Source organism: Thermus thermamylovorans (assembly GCF_004307015.1).
Classification (GTDB): domain Bacteria; phylum Deinococcota; class Deinococci; order Deinococcales; family Thermaceae; genus Thermus; species Thermus thermamylovorans.
The window spans coordinates 243,883-259,805 of sequence record NZ_SIJL01000001.1; the positions used below are offsets into that span (position 1 = coordinate 243,883).

A 15,923-nucleotide genomic window follows, 5' to 3' on the forward strand; every position below is an offset into this window, starting at 1 on the left:
ACTGGGCCTGTGAGGGTGGATTACGAGATCAGCGACCAGGCCCTGGAGGGCCTGGTACTCCACGCCCTAGAGGGGGTGGAGGGGGCAAGGCCCCTGGAGGCCCTGCCCCGTTCCCTGGGGGAGGTTTTCCGGCGCGTAAGGCCCGTCAAGGTGGAGCGTTCCCCCGAGGGGTTTGCCGTGGACCTGGTGCTGGCCGTGGACTACGGGGTGGCCATTCCCGAGCTGGCCCGGACGGTTCAGAAGGCGGTGGCCGAGGCCCTTTTCCTGGCCACCGGGGAGAGGGTCAGGGCGGTGAACGTCACCGTGGCCCAGGTGGAGTACCCCAGGGGGGGCCATGCTCAGGCGGGCTAGGGAACTGGCCATGCGGGCCCTTTTCGCCCACACCCAGGGAGGGGTAGGCCTGGAAGAGGCCTTCCGCCACGCCCTGGAGGAGATGGGGGAGGAGGAGGATGCCTACAGCGATCCCCTGGACGAGGAAGGGGTGGCCTTTGCCCGCCGCCTCCTCCAGGGCTACCAGGCCCGCGCAGAGGAGGTGGACCGGGTGTTGGCGGGGACGGTGGAGGGCTGGGATTTCGCCCAGATGTCCAAGACCGACCTCACCGTGCTCCGCCTAGCGGTCTACGAGATGCTCTACGAGCCTACCCCCTTCGCCCCCCTCATCGAGGTGGCGGTGAAGATCGCCAACCGCTACGGGGGGGAGCACTCCGGAGCCTTCGTGAACGGGGTGCTGGGCCGCCTCTATCGGCGGATCCAGGAGGGCGAGCTTGCGGCAGCGCCTAAGGAGGGTTAGGTGACCCTTGCCCGCATCCTTTCCGGCCACCCGGTGGCGGAGGCGGTCTACGCCGAGCTCCGCGAGGCCTTGCGCACCCTCCCCTTCCTCCCCTCCCTCCGGGTGATCCGCCTGGGGGAGGACCCGGCCTCGGTGGCCTACGTGCGCCTGAAGGACAAGAAAGCCCGGGAGCTTGGCCTGCTGAGCCAGGTGGAGGTCTACCCCGAGGACACCCCCGAGGAGGTCCTCCTGGCCCGGATCGGGGAGCTCAACCAAGACCCCGGGGTGGACGGCATCCTGGTCCAGCTCCCCCTCCCCCGGCACATCCGCAGCGAGCGGGTCCTCGAGGCCATCTCCCCCCTGAAGGACGTGGACGGCTTCCACCCGGTGAACGTGGGGCGGCTGTGGAGCGGGGGGGAGGGGCTTTTCCCCTGCACCCCTCTGGGTATCCTCCGCCTTCTCCGGCACTACGGGGTGGCGCTCCGGGGCAAGGAGGTGGTGGTCCTGGGCCGCTCCAACATCGTGGGCCGGCCCCTGGCCGGCCTCCTCCTGCGGGAGGACGCCACGGTGACCGTGGCCCACTCCCGCACCCAGGGCCTGCCGGAGGTGGCCCGGCGGGCGGAGGTGCTGGTGGTGGCGGTGGGCCGCCCCCACCTGGTGCGCCGGGACTGGGTGCGGCCCGGGGCCGTGGTGGTGGACGTGGGGGTGAACCGGGTGGAGGGAAGGCTCCTCGGGGACGTGCACCCCGAGGTGGCGGAGGTGGCGGGGGCCCTCACCCCCGTCCCCGGGGGCGTGGGGCCCATGACCGTGGCCATGCTCATGGCCAACACCGTGAGGGCGGCCCTCCTGAGGCGGCATGGACCTCCTCGCTAACCAGGTCTTCTGGACCGCGGTGGTGGCCAATGCCCTGGCCCAGACCCTGAAGCTCTTCGTCTACTACTTCCTGGAGGGGCGGTTCCAGTGGGAGCGCTTCCTGGAGACCGGGGGCATGCCCAGCTCCCACGCGGCCACGGTGAGCGCCCTGGCGGTGGCCGTGGGCCTGCAGGAGGGCTTCGGCAGCGCCCTTTTCGCCGTGGCGGCGGTCTTCGCCCTCATCGTCATGTACGACGCCACCGGGATCCGCCGGGCCGCAGGCCTCCACGCCCAGCTCCTCAACCAGCTGGTGCAGGAGCTGCAGCGGGTCCTGGAAAGGGGACCTGCTCCCGAGCCCCTCAAGGAGCTTCTGGGCCACACCTACCTGGAGGTCCTGGTGGGAGCCCTCCTGGGGGTCCTGGTGGCCCTGGCCAGCTATCAGCTCTTCCCCGCGGCGTAGAAGGCCAGGGCCTGCCCCAGGAGGAAGACCAGAAGCCCCAGGACCGGGGAGAGGAAGAAGACGAAGAAGGCCAGGAAGAGGGCCCCCAGGAGGGGGAGAAGGGGTTTGCGGAACAGGTGGAAGACGTAGAGGTTGATCAGGCCAAAGACCAGGAGGACCACCAGGGCCACGGTTTCCACGAAGGGGCATTGTACCCTTTTGCCGTGGCCGGGCCATGGGGTAACCTTTTACCGAGTATAAGGAGGGTTTAGGCATGCTCACCCTGCCGGAACGGATCCTCTTCCTGCTCCTCGCGGCCCTCAGCCTCTACTTCGCCTACACCGGCTTCCGCCGCGTCTACCGGGCCATCCGCCGCGGGCGGCCCGAGGCCCGCTTCGACCGGCTGCCCCAGCGGGTGGGGCGGGCCATCTGGCTCACCCTTACCCAGCAGACGGTCTTCAAACGGCGCCCTTGGGTCTCCCTTCTCCACGCCTTCGTCTTCTACGGCTTCGTCTCCTACCTCCTGGTGAACCTGGTGGACCTCCTGGAGGGCTTCATCCCCTTCCACCCCCGCGGAGGAGCCTGGAACCCATTCAATCTCCTTGCCGATCTCCTCACCGCCGCCATCCTGGTGGGCATCCTGGGCCTCATGGTCCGCCGCTACCTCACCGCCCCCCAGGACTTCACCTGGAACCCCAAGGTGCCCCTGCACGAGCGGGTCCGCCGGGGCATCCCCACCGACTCGGCCATCGTGGGGGGGTTCATCGCCTTCCACGTGGGCAGCCGCCTCCTCCACAAGTCGGCGGCCCTGGCCCAGGGGGAGCCCGACCCCTTCCAGCCGGTGGCGAGCCTCCTGGCCTCGGGCCTGGCGGGGCTCTCCCCCCAGGGCCTCGTCCTCCTGGAGCACCTCTTCTGGTGGGGGGCCTTGGGCTCCATCCTCCTCTTCCTCCCCTACTTCCCCCGCTCCAAGCACATCCACCTCTTCCTGGCCCCCGTCAACCTGGCCTTCGGCCAGGAGCGGCCCGGGGCCCTCCAGCCCCTGGACTTTGAAAGGGAGGAGCGCTTCGGGGCGGAGAGGCTGGAAGACCTCTCCTGGAAGCGCCTTCTGGACGCCTACGCCTGCATCATGTGCAACCGCTGCCAGGAGGCCTGCCCCGCCTACGCCACGGGGAAGGCCCTAAGCCCCGCGGCCATCCTCATCTCCGAGCGCTACGAGCTGAACGGCATCCTCAGGGATTTCGCCTCCGGAAAGGAGAGCCCCAGGCCCCTCATGGACTTCGCCCTGAACGGGGAGGCCCTCTGGGCCTGCACCACCTGCCTGGCCTGCGTGGAGGTCTGCCCGGTGGGCAACGAGCCCATGCTCCACATCCTGGATGTGCGCCGGGCCAAGGTGCTCATGGAGGGGGAGTTCCCTCAGGAGCTCAACAACGCCTTCCGGGGGATGGAGCGCGCCGGCAACCCCTGGGGCATCGGCCAGGACAAGCGCCTGGACTGGGCGGAGGGGCTTGCCGTGCCCACGGTGGAGGAGAAGCCCCACCCCGAGGTGCTTTACTGGGTGGGCTGCGCCCCCAGCTACGACCCCCGAGCGCAGAGGATCGCCCGGAGCATGGTGGAGATCCTGAACGCCAGCGGGGTGGACTGGGCGGTGCTGGGCCGGCGGGAGCGGTGCACCGGGGACGCGGCCAGGCGGGCCGGGAACGAGTACCTCTTCTTCCAGCTGGCGGCGGAGAACGTGGAAACCCTGAACGGGGTGGCCCCCAAGACCATCCTCACCACCTGCCCCCACTGCTTCCACACCCTGGCCAACGAGTACCGGGACTTCGGCGGCGCCTACCGGGTGGTGCACCACTCGCAGTTCATCGCCGAGCTCCTCCGGAGCGGGAAGCTCCGGGTCTCGGAGGAGGCGCGGAGGGTGGTCTTCCACGACCCCTGCTACCTGGGCCGCCACAACGGGGTGTACGAGGCCCCCCGGGAGGCCCTCAAGGGGGCGGGCCTGGAGCTCCTGGAGCCCCCCCGGAACCGGGAGCGGGGCTTCTGCTGCGGGGCGGGTGGGGCCCAGTTCTGGAAGGAGGAGGAGCCGGGGGCCATGCGGGTTTCCCAGAACCGCTACCGGGAGCTCAAGGGCACCGGGGCGGAGGTCATCGCCACCGGCTGCCCCTTCTGCATGGCCATGATGAACGTGGAGGTGGCCCAGGACGAGGCCCCCCCGGAGGTGCTGGACCTGGCCGAGCTGGTGGCCCGGGGCCTCAAGGCCTGAGGTAGGCGGCGAAGGCCCGCCACCCCGCCATCCACCCCTCCCCGAAGGCCTTCAGGGCCAGGCCGGGGGGCGGGAGGAGGAGCTCCAGGGGTTCCCAGTAGAAGGGGCTTCCCGGCCTTCCCCGCCTGGCCGCCTCTTTCCGGGTGAAGCCCTCCACCAGGAGGAGCCCCCCGGACCGGAGGCGGGGGGGGAGGGACCGGAGGAGGGAGCGGTTCACGTAGTAGCTCAGGAGGATGACGGCGAAGGGGCCTTCGGGCAGGGCCTCCAGGGCCCCGGAGGCCTCGAGGTCCAGCTCCAGGGCCGTAAGCCCCGGGGCGCCCCGAAGCCGCCTCAAGGCCTCCCGGCTCCGCTCCACCAGGACCACGGGGCGGCCCCGCTCCAGGAAGTAGCGGGCGTTCCGCCCCAAGCCCCCCGCCAGGTCCAGCACCGGCCCCAGGGGGGCCAGGGGCCCGTAGGCCCGCACCACGAAGGCGGGCTCCCCCACCTCCCCGGCCTCCCGGTAAAAGGCGTCCCAGTCCCTAGGCATGGCCCAGAAGGTAGCGGAGCCCGGGGGCCAGGCCCTGCCGCCAGGTGGCCCAGTTGTGCCCGGAGGCCCTTTCGCGGTAGACGTGGGGGGCCTGGCGGTCGGCGAGCAGGGCGGCGAAGCGGCGGCAGGGGCCGAGGAGCCACTCCAGGAGGCCCACCTCCAGGTAGACCCGAGGGAGGGCCTCCGCCTCCGCGTAGCGCTCCAGAAGCCACTCCCGGTCCCGGTAGGCGTCCTGCCCCCCGGGGTGGGCCCTGAGGGCGGGGGAGAGGGCGAGGACCTTCCCGAAGCGCTCCGGGTGCCGCCCGGCCTGCCACAGGGAGAAGAGCCCCCCCAAGGAGGCCCCCACCAGGACCACCTCCCCCAAGGGGCCGTAAAGCCTTTCCACCTCCAAAAGCACCCGGTGGAACTCCGCCTCGTAGGCCTCGGAGAAGCGGTACTCCCGGTCCCGGTCCAGGGGTTCCACGAAGACCAGGCGCACCGGGGGGATCTCCCCCCTCTCCAGGAGGGCCCGGGCTACCCGGTGGAGCCCCCCCGTGCGGTAGAAGGCCACCCCGTCCTGGACCGCCAGGGTGGCCTTGGGGGAAGGCCCCGTCCCCGCCACGTAGAAGCGCCTTTCCCCCAGGCGGTGCCGGGCCACCCTGGGCTCCTCCCCGGGCTCCGGGGGGGCCTCCAGGCGGTGCCCGGGAAGCCGGAGGGCCCGGGCGTAGGGCCACCAGGGGTTGTCGGCCCGCTCCGGGTTGTCGGGGTCGGGGAAGGGCCGGCCTTCTTCGTCCAGGAAGGCGTACTCCACGTAGGCCCCCTCCGGCAGCTCCAGGGTGAGGGGGCCCGCCAGGGGGATGGGGTTTCGCCTCCAGTCGGTGAAGTCCCCCACCAGGGCCACCGCCCCGGGGGGCGGGAAAAAGGTGACCTCGCGGCCGTCCACGCGCACCACGGGGTATACTCTACCCGTGAAGGTAGGGATCGTGGGCTCCGGTTTTGTGGGCAGCGCCGCCGCCTACGCCATGGCCCTCCTGGGGGGGGTGCGGGAGGTGGTCCTGGTGGACCTGGACGCCAAGCTGGCCCGGGCCCACGCCGAGGACCTCCTCCACGCTACCCCCTTCGCCCACCCGGTCTGGGTGCGGGCCGGGGGGTACGGGGATCTGGAGGGGGCCCGGGTGGTGGTCCTGGCCGCGGGGGTGGCCCAGCGCCCGGGGGAGACGCGGCTCCAGCTCCTGGACCGGAACGCCCAGGTCTTCGCCCAGATCCTCCCCCGGGTGGGGGAGGCGGCCCCCGAGGCCGTCCTCCTGGTGGCCACCAACCCCGTGGACGTGATGACCCAGGTGGCCTACCGCCTTTCCGGCCTGCCCCTGGGGCGGGTGGTGGGCTCGGGCACTATCCTGGACACCGCCCGCTTCCGCGCCCTTTTGGCGGAGCACCTGGAGGTGGCCCCCCAGTCGGTGCACGCCTACGTGGTGGGGGAGCACGGGGACTCGGAGGTCCTCCTCTGGTCGGGGGCCCAGGTGGGAGGGGTGCCCCTCATCGCCTTCGCCGAGGCCCGGGGCCGGCCCCTCACCCCCGGGAACCGGGCCCGCATCGACGAGGGGGTGCGGAAGGCCGCCTACCGCATCATCGAGGGCAAGGGGGCCACCTACTACGGGATCGGGGCGGGGCTGGCCCGGCTGGTGCGGGCCATCCTCGCCGACGAGAAGGGGGTCTACACCGTGAGCGCCTTCACCGAGGAGGTGGCTGGGGTGCGGGAGGTGGCCCTCTCCCTGCCCCGGGTCCTGGGAGCCTCGGGGGTGGAGGCCACCATCCCCCCCGGCCTGGACGCGGCGGAGGGGGAGGCCCTGCGGCAGAGCGCCCTCCTCCTCAAGGAGGCGGCCTCGGCCCTGGGCTTCTAAGCGCCCCGTTGTGGCCTGCGCTGCGACGGGGGCCTCGAGGGGAAGGTGCCCGCACCCTTTCGCCCCCTGCCGGCTAGGGGGATCGCGCCTGGAGGCGCTCGGCCTGCCCGGCCCCTGGTGCTGAAGCGCCTTTCGCAGTAAACTTGATACAGGCAGGCTTAGGCCACGGCCGAGGCCAAAGGAGGTCAAAGGAGGAAGAGCATGCTGCCGCAGAACATGCCCGTCTGCCCCGTGCGGGGCTCGGTCATCTACCCCACGATGGTGATGCCCATCGACGCGGGGAGGCCTATCTCCATCCGGGCCATCGACCAGGCCCTGGCCCGGGAGCGGGTGCTTCTCATCGTCAGCCAGAAGGACAAGGAGGTGGAGGCCCCTGGGCCCTCCGACCTCTACGGGGTGGGCACCGCTTGCAACATCCTCAAGATGCGCAAGAACCCGGACGGCTCCGTCCAGGTCCTGGTCCAGGCCTTCGCCCGGGTGCGGGTCAGGGAGTGGCTGGACCTGGGGGACCACCTCGAGGCCCAGGGGGAGGTGCTGGCCGACGAGCCCGCCGAGCCCACCCTGGTCCAGGCCCTGGTGCGGGAGGTGAAGGACCGCTTCCAGGCCCTCCTCAAGGAGGGGAAGTACCTGGCCCCCGAGGTGGCCCAGTTCGTCCTCAACCTGGAGGATCCTTCCCAGCTCGCCGACTACATCGCCTTCCACATGGACTTCCGCCTGGAGGACAAGCAGAAGGTCCTGGAGACCCCGGGGGTGGCCGAGCGCCTGAAGCGGGTCCTGGTGCTGCTGGGGGCGGAGCTGGAGCTCCTCGAGACCCAAAAGCGCATCCAGCAGCAGGTCAAGGAGGAGATCGACCGCAACCAGCGGGAGTACTTCCTCCGGGAGCAGATGAAGGCCATCCAGCGGGAGCTCCACGGGGAGGAGGGGGCGGAGGAGGTGGAGGAGTTCCGCAGGAAGGTGGCTGCCCTGGACCTGCCCCCCGTGGTGCGCCAGGAGGTGGAGCGGGAGCTTTCCCGCTTCGCCCGCATGCACCCCGACTCCGCCGAGGCCAGCGTGGTGCGCACCTACCTGGACTGGATCGTCCACCTCCCCTGGAACCAGCGCACCGAGGACAACCTGGACCTCGCGCGGGCCAAGGAGATCCTGGAGCGGGACCACTACGGCCTGGAGAAGGTCAAGGACCGGGTGCTGGAGTTTTTGGCGGTGCGCAAGCTGAAGGCGGAGAGGGCCCAGCGGGGGGAGATCCCCGGGGAGGAGGTGAACAAGGGCCCCATCCTCCTCTTCGTGGGGCCTCCCGGGGTGGGGAAGACCTCCATCGCCAAGAGCATCGCCGAGGCCCTGGGCCGCAAGTACGTGCGCGTCTCCTTAGGGGGGGCCCGGGACGAGTCGGACATCCGGGGCCACCGCCGCACCTACATCGGGGCCATGCCGGGGCGCATCGTCCAGGGCCTCCGGCAGGCGGGCACCAAGAACCCCGTCTTCCTCCTGGACGAGGTGGACAAGCTGGGCATCTCCTACCAGGGGGACCCCGCGGCGGCCCTTCTGGAGGTCCTGGACCCCGCCCAGAACAAGGAGTTCGTGGACCACTACCTGGGGGTGCCCTTTGACCTCTCCGAGGTGATGTTCATCTGCACCGCCAACTTCCCCCAGAACATCCCCGCGCCCCTTTGGGACCGGATGGAGGCTATCGAGTTCACCAGCTACACCGAGGTGGAGAAGCTGGAGATCGCCAAGCGCTACCTCCTCCCCCGGCAGCTGCGGGAGGCGGGCCTCGTGGAGGGCCAGGTGGTGGTGACGGAGGCGGCCCTCATGCGCCTCATCACCCACTACACCCGGGAGGCGGGGGTGCGGCAGCTGGAGCGGGAGATCGGCTCCCTCCTGCGCAAGGCGGCGCGGCAGATCCTGGAGGAGGGCAAAAGGCGGGTGCGCATCACGGAAAGGGACCTGGAGCGCTACCTGGGCCCGCCCCGCCACCTCCCGGAGACCGAGGCCCGGGAGCCCCAGGTGGGGGTGGCCACGGGGATGTACTACACCCCCGTGGGGGGGGACATCATGTTCGTGGAGGTCTCGGCCATGCCCGGCAAGGGGAACCTCATCCTCACGGGGCAGCTGGGGGATGTGATGAAGGAGTCGGCGCGGGCGGCCCTTTCCTACGCCAAGCGGAACGCCGAGCGCTTCGGCATCCCCCTTAGGCGCTTTGAGGAATCCGACATCCACATCCACGTGCCCGCGGGGGCCATCCCCAAGGAGGGGCCTTCCGCCGGGGTGGCCATCGTGAGCGCCCTGGTTTCCGCCCTCACGGGCATCCCCGTGCGCCACGACGTGGCCATGACGGGGGAGATCACCCTCACGGGCAGGGTCCTCCCCATCGGCGGGGTGAAGGAGAAGGTCCTGGGGGCCAGGCGGGCGGGGATCCGCGAGGTGATCCTGCCCAAGCAGAACGAACCCGACCTCGCCGACATCCCCAAGCCCCTGCGCCAGAACATGACCTTCCACCTGGTGGAGGGGCTGGACCGGGTGCTGGACCTGGCCCTCCTGGGGGGTCTGAAGGCCCTCGAGGCCCGCGCCAAGGAGACCAAGGCCAAGGGCCCTGCCAAGAAGCCCAAGAAGGAGCTGGTGGCCCGCGCCTGAGGGCCCCGCGGCCCAGGCGCCGCCCCACCCCGCCCCCCGCCCTCAGCCCAGGGCCTCCTCGTACACCCCCAGGTACTGGCCCGTGATCCGCTCGGGGTGGAACTCCGCCACCGCGTAGGCCCGGGCCCGCCGCCGCAGCCCGGGGAGGTCCGGGCTTGCCAGAAGCTCCAGGATGGCCTCCGCGTAGCCCTCCAGGTCTCCGAGCTCCACCAGGCGGCCCACCTCGGGGGTCACCAGCTCCGGCACCCCCCCCACGGCGGTGGCCACCACCGGTACCCCGCTGGCCAGGGCCTCCAGGGCCGCCTGGCCGAAGGACTCCTCCTCCGAGGCCAGGAGGAAGAGGTCCGCCGCTCCCAGGACCTCCTCCGGCCGGGGGGTAGGGGGGTGGAAGGTGACGAAGGGCAAGACCCCGAGCTCCTCCGCCACCCTTCTGGCCTCCCCCTCCTCGGGCCCCTTGCCCAGGAGGAGGAGGCGGGCCTCCACCTTGCGCCGCACCTTGGCGAAGGCCCGCACGATGTCCGGCACCCGCTTGATGGGGCGGAAGTTGGAGGCGTGTAGCAAAAGCCACTCCCCCTCCTCCGCGTAAAGCCCCTTGCGCTCAGGCCGGGGGCGGAAGCGCTCCGGGTCCACGGCGTTGTGGATGACCGCGGGCCTCACCCCGAAGGCCCGCTCCGCCTCCCTGGCCAGGGCCCGGCTCACCGCGGTGGTGGCCCGGGCCGCCCGCAGGGCCCTTTTGGTGGGGCCGTGGAAGGCGGGGTCCATGCCCAGAAGGGAAACGTCGGTGCCGTGAAGGGTGTGGACCAGGGGGAACCCCTCCCCAAAGGCCAGGTAGGCGGCGGCGGCATGGGGGATGGCGTAGTGGGTGTGGACCAGCTCCAGCCCGAGCCGCGCCGCCTCCCGCTCCAGGACCCCTGCCAGGGAGAGGGTGTACAGGGGCCCGGGGAAGACGGGGTAGAAGGGCAGGTCCACGGGCACGTACCGGACCGGGCTCCCCGGGGGCAGGCGGAAAGGCCTTTCCGTGGCGAAGAGGTGGACCCGGTGGCCCATCCGGGCCAGGCGGTCCGCCAGCTCCGTGGCCACGATGCCGCTACCCCCCAGGCCGGGGTAAGCCACCAGGCCGAGCCTGAGCCCCCTCACGCCCGGACCCGCCGGTGGGGCAGGGGAAGGCTTCCCCCCGCGCCCTGCGTGCCAGATGCCTCGGCCAGCCGCCCGCGCCGGGTCATGCCTCCCAGTCTAGCCCAGCCCCGCCCCCTAGGGCCGCCAGCCCGAGGGGCTTGCGGGGTAGGGCGGCCCCTGTCCCCGGCGCACCTCCAGGCGGAAAAGCCGGGAGAGGGTGAGGCTGCCCCCCGTTCCCTGGGCCTGCAGGAGGGCCTGGTCCAGCATCTGCGATAGCTCCAGGAGGAGGCGGTCCTGGCGGTTCTTGGGCACGGGGAGGGCCCCAAAGGTGAAGCAGGCGGGGTTCACCGCCGGGCAGTGGGGCTCGAGGCGCAGCCTCCCCCCCAGGAAGTAAAGCCGCCAGGCCCCCAGGTCCACCCGGTACCCGGCCCGCAGATGGTCCCGGTACTGCTCCGAAAGCTTCTGCCAGAGCTCCTGGGCCTCCCTGCCCGCGGGGGCCAGGGTGTAGCGCCACTCCCGGGCCCCGGCCTGGGTCAGGGTCTGGCTGCGGGTGAGCCGCCAGTCCTGGGCCAGGGCCAGGCCCGCCAGCAGGGGGCCCAGAAGGAAGGGCCAAAGCCGCCTCATGGCCGGCCTCATTCTACCTTCCCGGGATCTCCTTTTACCCGCTCCTCGCCCGTATACTGCTAAGGTGGTGCTGGGAGGGGCTATGAAAAAGGTAGCGGTGGTCGGCGCTGGCTACGTGGGCCTCACCACGGGGGCGGCCCTGGCCTACCTGGGGCACCGGGTGGTGGTTCTGGACGTGGACGAGGCCCGGGTGGAGGGCCTGAGGCAGGGGGTGCTCCCCTTCTTCGAGCCCCACCTGCGGGAGGTCCTGGCCCTGGCCCAGGGGCGGATCCGCTTCACCGCCCGCTACGAGGAGGCCATCCCCCAGGCGGAGGTGGTCTTCCTGGCGGTGGGCACACCCCCAGGGCCCAAGGGCGGCCCGGACCTCTCCCAGGTGCAGGCCGCCGCGGAGGCGATCGGGCGGCACCTGGGGGAGGGCTTCACCGTGGTGGTGAACAAGTCCACGGTCCCGGTGGGGAGCGGGAACTTCGTGGAAGCCCTGGTGCGGCGGGCCTACGCCCAGGCCCATGGAGGGGAGCTGGACGGCCGCCTGGCGGTGGCCTCCAACCCCGAGTTCCTGCGGGAAGGCCAGGCGCTCTACGACAGCTTCTACCCGGACCGCATCGTGGTGGGGGCGGAGGACCCCAGGGCGGTGGCCGCTTTACGGGAGCTCTATGAACCCGTCCTGGAGCAGAGCTTCCCCCCGCCCCCTTTCCTCCCCCGGCCGGAGCGGATGGGGGCGGTGCCCTTTCTCACCACGGACCTGGCTTCGGCGGAGCTCATCAAGTACGCGGCCAACGCTTTCCTGGCCCTGAAGATCAGCTTCATCAACGAGCTGGCCGCCCTGGCGGAACGGGTGGGGGCGGACATCCGCGAGGTGGCCCGGGGGATCGGCCTGGATAGCCGCATCGGCCCCCGCTTCCTGCAGGCGGGCTTGGGCTGGGGGGGAAGCTGCTTCCCCAAGGACACCCTGGCCCTCCTGGCCATGGGGGAGGAGGCGGGGGTCCCTTTGCCCATCGTGGAGGCGGCCCGGCGGGTGAACTTCGCCCAGCGGCAGCGGGTGGTGGGCAAACTCCAGGAGGCCCTGGGCACCCTGCGGGGCAGGACCATTGCCCTTTTGGGCCTGGCCTTCAAGCCCCACACCGATGACCTGCGGGAATCCCCGGCCCTGGAGCTGGCGGCCCTCCTTCTGGAGCGGGGGGCTTTTGTGCGGGCCCACGACCCCGTGGCCCTGCCCCGGGCCCGGAGGGAGGTTGCCCTTCCCCTGGAGTACGCCGAGACCCCCGAGGCCCTCCTCCGGGGGGCGGACGCGGCGGTCCTGGCCACGGACTGGCCGGAGTACCGCACCTGGCCCTGGGGGTCCCTTAGGGCCCTTTTCCGCACCCCCCTGGTGGTGGACGCCCGCAACCACCTGGACGGGGAGGAGCTCCTCAGGCTCGGGTACCGTTACCTGGGTGTGGGCGTACCGCAAAGGGGTAGCCTGGTGAGGGAGGTGTCTTAGTGCGGGTTCTCCTTACCGGAGTCGCCGGCTTTTTGGGCAGCCACCTGGCGGAAAGGCTCTTGCGCGAAGGGCACGAGGTGGTGGGGGTGGACAACCTTTCCACCGGGCAGACCCGGAACCTGAAGCGCCTGGGGCGCCACCCCCACTTCACCTTCCTCAGAGCCGATGTCAGTAAACCCCTGGAGGTGGCAGGCCCCCTGGACTGGGTGCTCCACTTCGCCTCCCCCGCCTCCCCGCCCCGCTACCTGAGGCTCCCCATAGAAACCCTCCTGGTCAACGCCGAAGGCACCCGGCACCTCCTGGACCTGAGCCTGAGGAAGGGAGCCCGCTTCTTCCTGGCCTCCACCAGCGAGGTCTACGGGGACCCCCTGGTTCACCCCCAGCCGGAGAGCTACTGGGGGAACGTGAACCCCGTGGGCCCCCGGAGCATCTACGACGAGGGCAAGCGCTACGCCGAGGCCCTGACCCTGGCCTACCACCGGGCCCATGGTCTTTCCGTGCGCATCGTGCGCATTTTCAACACCTACGGCCCTTTCATGGACCCCGAGGATGGGCGGGTGGTCTCCAGCTTCATCGTCCAGGCCCTGAGGGGGGAGCCCCTCACGGTCTATGGGGACGGGAGCCAGACCCGTTCCTTCTGCTACGTGGACGACCTCATCGAGGGCCTCCGCCGCCTGATGGAGGTGGACTACCCCTACCCCGTGAACCTGGGGAACCCGGAGGAATACCGGGTGCTGGACCTGGCTCTGTTGGTGAAGGAGCTCACAGGGAGCCCTTCCCCTATCGTCTTCCGCCCCTTGCCGGAGGACGACCCCCGCCAGCGGCGGCCGGACATCTCCCTGGCCCGCGAGCTTTTGGGCTGGGAGCCCAAGGTAGCGGTGCGGGAGGGATTGCGGAGGACCCTAGACCACTTTAGGGAAGTGCTTGATGGGGCTTCGTAGGCAGATCCTTCTTGGCGGAACCGCCCTTGCCTTGCGGCAGGGCATAGGAATGCTCCTGAGCCTAGCCAACCTCTTTTTTGTTATCCGAATAATCGGTCCCGATGCCTACGGAATCTTCGCCATAGCTGCGGCTATATCTATTTTTGCTATACAAGTCTTGAGCCTGGGTATTGGAGTGTACCTCATACGCCATCCTCAGCTCACCCGGGATCGCCTGGACCAGGCCTTTGCCTATCTGGTTTTGGCTGGGGGTGCGAGTCTGCTCCTGGCTCCCGTCTTTTCCCACGGGGTTCTGCATCTGGCAAGCATTTCTTTGCAAGCCTTCTGGCCCATAACCGCCTTATTTGCCCTCATACCTATCCAGCTTCTGGCCTTGGTTCCCTTAAGCCAGTTAGAGCGTAGGCTGGACTATCCCGTGGTGGCGAGGGTGGAGCTCCTCGGGCAGGTTGTAGCCCTTTCCTTAGCCATCCCCTTAGCCCTTGCGGGCAAAGGCGTTTGGGCACCTGTGGTGGGGGTATGGGGACAGCAGACCCTTCTACTGGTGGGGTACTGGCTTCGCTTTCCATATCGCCCGCGTTGGACATGGCGCGGGTCTTTGCTCAAAGAAATGGTGGCCTACGGTCTAGGCTATTCCGCTTCCGCGTGGGCCTGGCAGGTGCGCTTGCCCCTGGTGCTTACCCTGGTGGGTCGCTACGTGGGTACAGACGCAGCGGGGCTGGTGGCGATGGCCGTGCGCATTGTAGAACCCCTGGCCTTTCTCAACGGGATTGGCTGGAGGATTTCGATACCTTTGTTAGGACGCCTCCAAGGGGATCGCCGTAGCCTGCTTAGGGGGGTGGAAGAGGGCGCTTTGGTCCAGACCCTAGCTGTGGGTTCAGTCTTTCTTGTTTTTACCCTGGTTTCGCCCCTTGTTTTGCCCTGGCTTTTGGGGCCTGCGGGAGATTTGGTTTTGAAAGTATTACCTTATGTCGCATTGGGTTACCTCTTCAATGCGACTTTTTCCTTGCATTCCTCTGCGCTTTATGTCCTGAGGTACAACCTCGATGTGTTCCTCTTCCATCTGGCGCACATGGGGTTGCTGGGGATTACGCTGGCTTGGGGATTGCCCTCCTTCGGCCTTTTGGGCTACGGTCTGGCCGAAGTGCTTGCCCTCCTGAGCTATGCCCTCATCCACCTTTTCCTCCTCCGCCGCGTCGGTCCTTTGTCCCTTTGGGAACCGCTGGGCTGGGCTATCTTTTTGGGCCTGGCCCTTTTTGCCCCGCACGCGGGCTTGTGGGCTCTCGGCCCTCTTGGAGTCTGGCTGGCTTTGCCCTGGTCTAGGTCTGCTTGGGGGTTGATCCGCAGGCATTGGTTGGTCTGGAAGGGAGGTTATGGTGAGAGAGGGGCCGTTGGTCAGCATCGTGATTAATAACTACAACTATGGGCAGTACTTGCGGGATGCGATAGAAAGCGCCTTAAATCAAAGTTATACTAATTTGGAGGTTGTGGTGGTGGACGACGGGTCCACCGACAACTCCCGAGATGTGATAGAGGAGTATGCTTTTTCGGGAAAAATCGTGCCAGTTTACAAGGAAAACGGGGGGCAAGCCTCCGCTTTCAATGCGGGTTTCCGAGCCTCCAAGGGTCAAGTAGTCCTTTTTTTGGATGCGGATGATGTGCTCTTGCCCCAAGCTGTAGCCCAGGTGATGGCTGCCTGGCGTCCGGGGATCACCACGGTCCAGGGGAGGGTGGAGGTGGTCGATGCCATCCTGAAACCCTTGGGTTACTCCTACCCCGAAAAAGAGGTTCCCCTCCCCTCAGGCTCGGTTAGGGAATATTTGCTGCGTTGGAGGATGTACCCTAGCCCTCCTACCAGCGGCAACGCCTTTTCCCGGGAGTTTTTGTCCGCGGTGTTGCCCATGCCCGAGGAGTGTTGGAGGATCAGCGCGGACAGTTACTTGCTGACCCTTGCGGGTCTTCGCGGGCCTATCGTTTCCGTGGAGGAGCCGTTTGCCCTTTACAGGGTGCATGGGAAGAACGCCTGGGCTACCCTCAACGTGGTTAGGGAATGGTTGGAAAAGGAGATCCGGATTGGGGAATGCCAAAAGGGCATAATCTTAAGAGAAGCGGCCAAAAGGGGATGGACTCCCCGATACCCCTTTGGACACGCTCATGGCTACAAAATAGAGGCCTTGGCCAAAGCCTTAGGCTCGGATCTGGTCCGGACTGGCTACGCTAAGTTAGGCCTTGATGGCCTCGCGGCTTCCCTTACCTGGCCGTACCTGCCCCTAAGGAAGCGCTTTCGGCAGGCTGTCTTCTTCCTTTTGGTCCTCTTCCTTCCCCCCGGTCTTCGCACGCGCTGGTTGATTTGAGGCCTGGATGTGGTGGGAAGGCCCCCTTGGCTTAAGCGCCTAGGGCGGTGGATCGGGGGT

Annotated in this window: 16 protein-coding genes; 11 read left to right on the forward strand and 5 right to left on the reverse strand. The window is 69.0% G+C overall.

The features are described 5' to 3' along the window. Positions 1-9: 9 nt before the first annotated feature. The 4 genes from ETP66_RS01255 to ETP66_RS01270 are packed head-to-tail and all read left to right on the forward strand — an operon-like array spanning position 10 to position 2,081. A complete protein-coding gene (locus ETP66_RS01255; protein WP_130839840.1) occupies positions 10-351 on the forward strand; it encodes an Asp23/Gls24 family envelope stress response protein in 342 nt (113 codons plus the stop codon). After that, positions 335-790, forward strand: a complete 456-nt coding sequence (gene nusB / locus ETP66_RS01260; protein ID WP_130839842.1) for a transcription antitermination factor NusB — start codon at positions 335-337, stop codon at positions 788-790. The genes ETP66_RS01255 and nusB overlap by 17 nt, the downstream gene beginning before the upstream one ends. Beyond that, positions 791-1,642 carry a bifunctional 5,10-methylenetetrahydrofolate dehydrogenase/5,10-methenyltetrahydrofolate cyclohydrolase gene (locus ETP66_RS01265; protein ID WP_130839844.1) on the forward strand — a complete coding sequence of 284 codons (852 nt, stop codon included), beginning with the start codon at positions 791-793 and terminating at the stop codon, positions 1,640-1,642. It begins immediately after the preceding gene. After that, positions 1,626-2,081 carry a divergent PAP2 family protein gene (locus ETP66_RS01270; protein WP_130839845.1) on the forward strand — a complete coding sequence of 152 codons (456 nt, stop codon included), beginning with the start codon at positions 1,626-1,628 and terminating at the stop codon, positions 2,079-2,081. The genes ETP66_RS01265 and ETP66_RS01270 overlap by 17 nt, the downstream gene beginning before the upstream one ends. On the opposite strand, the gene ETP66_RS01275 is transcribed toward ETP66_RS01270, so the two are convergent. Beyond that, the gene (locus ETP66_RS01275) at positions 2,060-2,260 is read right to left on the reverse strand and encodes a hypothetical protein (protein ID WP_130839847.1); all 201 of its coding nucleotides are present in this window, start codon (positions 2,258-2,260) and stop codon (positions 2,060-2,062) included. The genes ETP66_RS01270 and ETP66_RS01275 overlap by 22 nt on opposite strands. A 74-nt stretch (positions 2,261-2,334) precedes the next feature. Here ETP66_RS01275 and ETP66_RS01280 point away from each other — a divergent pair, with 74 nt between their 5' ends. Next, positions 2,335-4,317, forward strand: a complete 1,983-nt coding sequence (locus ETP66_RS01280; protein WP_130839849.1) for a (Fe-S)-binding protein — start codon at positions 2,335-2,337, stop codon at positions 4,315-4,317. Here the strand turns inward: ETP66_RS01280 and ETP66_RS01285 are convergent. Continuing rightward, the gene (locus ETP66_RS01285) at positions 4,307-4,843 is read right to left on the reverse strand and encodes a class I SAM-dependent methyltransferase (RefSeq protein ID WP_130839850.1); all 537 of its coding nucleotides are present in this window, start codon (positions 4,841-4,843) and stop codon (positions 4,307-4,309) included. The genes ETP66_RS01280 and ETP66_RS01285 overlap by 11 nt on opposite strands. Beyond that, a complete protein-coding gene (locus ETP66_RS01290; RefSeq protein ID WP_130839852.1) occupies positions 4,836-5,774 on the reverse strand; it encodes an alpha/beta hydrolase in 939 nt (312 codons plus the stop codon). Before ETP66_RS01290 ends, ETP66_RS01285 begins: the two co-directional genes overlap by 8 nt. A 16-nt stretch (positions 5,775-5,790) precedes the next feature. Between ETP66_RS01290 and ETP66_RS01295 the strand changes: the two genes are divergently transcribed. Both ETP66_RS01295 and lon read left to right on the forward strand, forming a co-directional pair. Beyond that, positions 5,791-6,723, forward strand: coding sequence for an L-lactate dehydrogenase (locus tag ETP66_RS01295; protein ID WP_130839854.1), 933 nt, complete (start codon positions 5,791-5,793; stop codon positions 6,721-6,723). A gap of 201 nt (positions 6,724-6,924) precedes the next feature. Further along, complete coding sequence (gene lon / locus ETP66_RS01300) at positions 6,925-9,351, forward strand: endopeptidase La (RefSeq protein WP_130839856.1); 2,427 nt, start codon at positions 6,925-6,927, stop codon at positions 9,349-9,351. Between the two features lie 42 nt (positions 9,352-9,393). Here lon and bshA read toward each other — a convergent pair whose 3' ends face one another. Then, entirely contained in the window at positions 9,394-10,488 is a 1,095-nt protein-coding gene (gene bshA, locus ETP66_RS01305) for an N-acetyl-alpha-D-glucosaminyl L-malate synthase BshA (protein ID WP_130839858.1), read from the reverse strand. A gap of 114 nt (positions 10,489-10,602) precedes the next feature. Next, entirely contained in the window at positions 10,603-11,103 is a 501-nt protein-coding gene (locus ETP66_RS01310) for a hypothetical protein (RefSeq protein WP_430731866.1), read from the reverse strand. 70 nt (positions 11,104-11,173) lie between these two features. On the opposite strand from ETP66_RS01310, the gene ETP66_RS01315 reads away from it, so the two are divergent. The 4 genes from ETP66_RS01315 to ETP66_RS01330 are packed head-to-tail and all read left to right on the forward strand — an operon-like array spanning position 11,174 to position 15,863. Beyond that, a complete protein-coding gene (locus ETP66_RS01315) occupies positions 11,174-12,571 on the forward strand; it encodes a UDP-glucose dehydrogenase family protein (protein WP_130839862.1) in 1,398 nt (465 codons plus the stop codon). Beyond that, positions 12,571-13,512 (forward strand): UDP-glucuronic acid decarboxylase family protein, encoded by a 942-nt coding sequence (locus ETP66_RS01320; protein WP_130839864.1) that lies wholly within the window; start codon positions 12,571-12,573, stop codon positions 13,510-13,512. The genes ETP66_RS01315 and ETP66_RS01320 overlap by 1 nt, the downstream gene beginning before the upstream one ends. After that, positions 13,499-14,920 carry an oligosaccharide flippase family protein gene (locus tag ETP66_RS01325; RefSeq protein ID WP_130839866.1) on the forward strand — a complete coding sequence of 474 codons (1,422 nt, stop codon included), beginning with the start codon at positions 13,499-13,501 and terminating at the stop codon, positions 14,918-14,920. Before ETP66_RS01320 ends, ETP66_RS01325 begins: the two co-directional genes overlap by 14 nt. Further along, the gene (locus ETP66_RS01330; protein WP_130839868.1) at positions 14,883-15,863 is read left to right on the forward strand and encodes a glycosyltransferase family 2 protein; all 981 of its coding nucleotides are present in this window, start codon (positions 14,883-14,885) and stop codon (positions 15,861-15,863) included. Before ETP66_RS01325 ends, ETP66_RS01330 begins: the two co-directional genes overlap by 38 nt. Positions 15,864-15,923 lie beyond the last annotated feature (60 nt).

What these genes read in the sequence shown, in the direction of transcription:
- ETP66_RS01325 (WP_130839866.1), top strand. Translation starts at nt 13,499, where the DNA reads ATGGGGCTTCGTAGGCAGATCCTTCTTGGCGGAACCGCCCTTGCCTTG.
- nusB (WP_130839842.1), top strand. Translation starts at nt 335, where the DNA reads ATGCTCAGGCGGGCTAGGGAACTGGCCATGCGGGCCCTTTTCGCCCAC.
- ETP66_RS01285 (WP_130839850.1), bottom strand. Translation starts at nt 4,843, where the DNA reads ATGCCTAGGGACTGGGACGCCTTTTACCGGGAGGCCGGGGAGGTGGGG.
- lon (WP_130839856.1), top strand. Translation starts at nt 6,925, where the DNA reads ATGCTGCCGCAGAACATGCCCGTCTGCCCCGTGCGGGGCTCGGTCATC.
- ETP66_RS01310 (WP_430731866.1), bottom strand. Translation starts at nt 11,103, where the DNA reads ATGAGGCCGGCCATGAGGCGGCTTTGGCCCTTCCTTCTGGGCCCCCTG.
- ETP66_RS01280 (WP_130839849.1), top strand. Translation starts at nt 2,335, where the DNA reads ATGCTCACCCTGCCGGAACGGATCCTCTTCCTGCTCCTCGCGGCCCTC.
- ETP66_RS01315 (WP_130839862.1), top strand. Translation starts at nt 11,174, where the DNA reads ATGAAAAAGGTAGCGGTGGTCGGCGCTGGCTACGTGGGCCTCACCACG.
- ETP66_RS01330 (WP_130839868.1), top strand. Translation starts at nt 14,883, where the DNA reads ATGGTGAGAGAGGGGCCGTTGGTCAGCATCGTGATTAATAACTACAAC.
- ETP66_RS01270 (WP_130839845.1), top strand. Translation starts at nt 1,626, where the DNA reads ATGGACCTCCTCGCTAACCAGGTCTTCTGGACCGCGGTGGTGGCCAAT.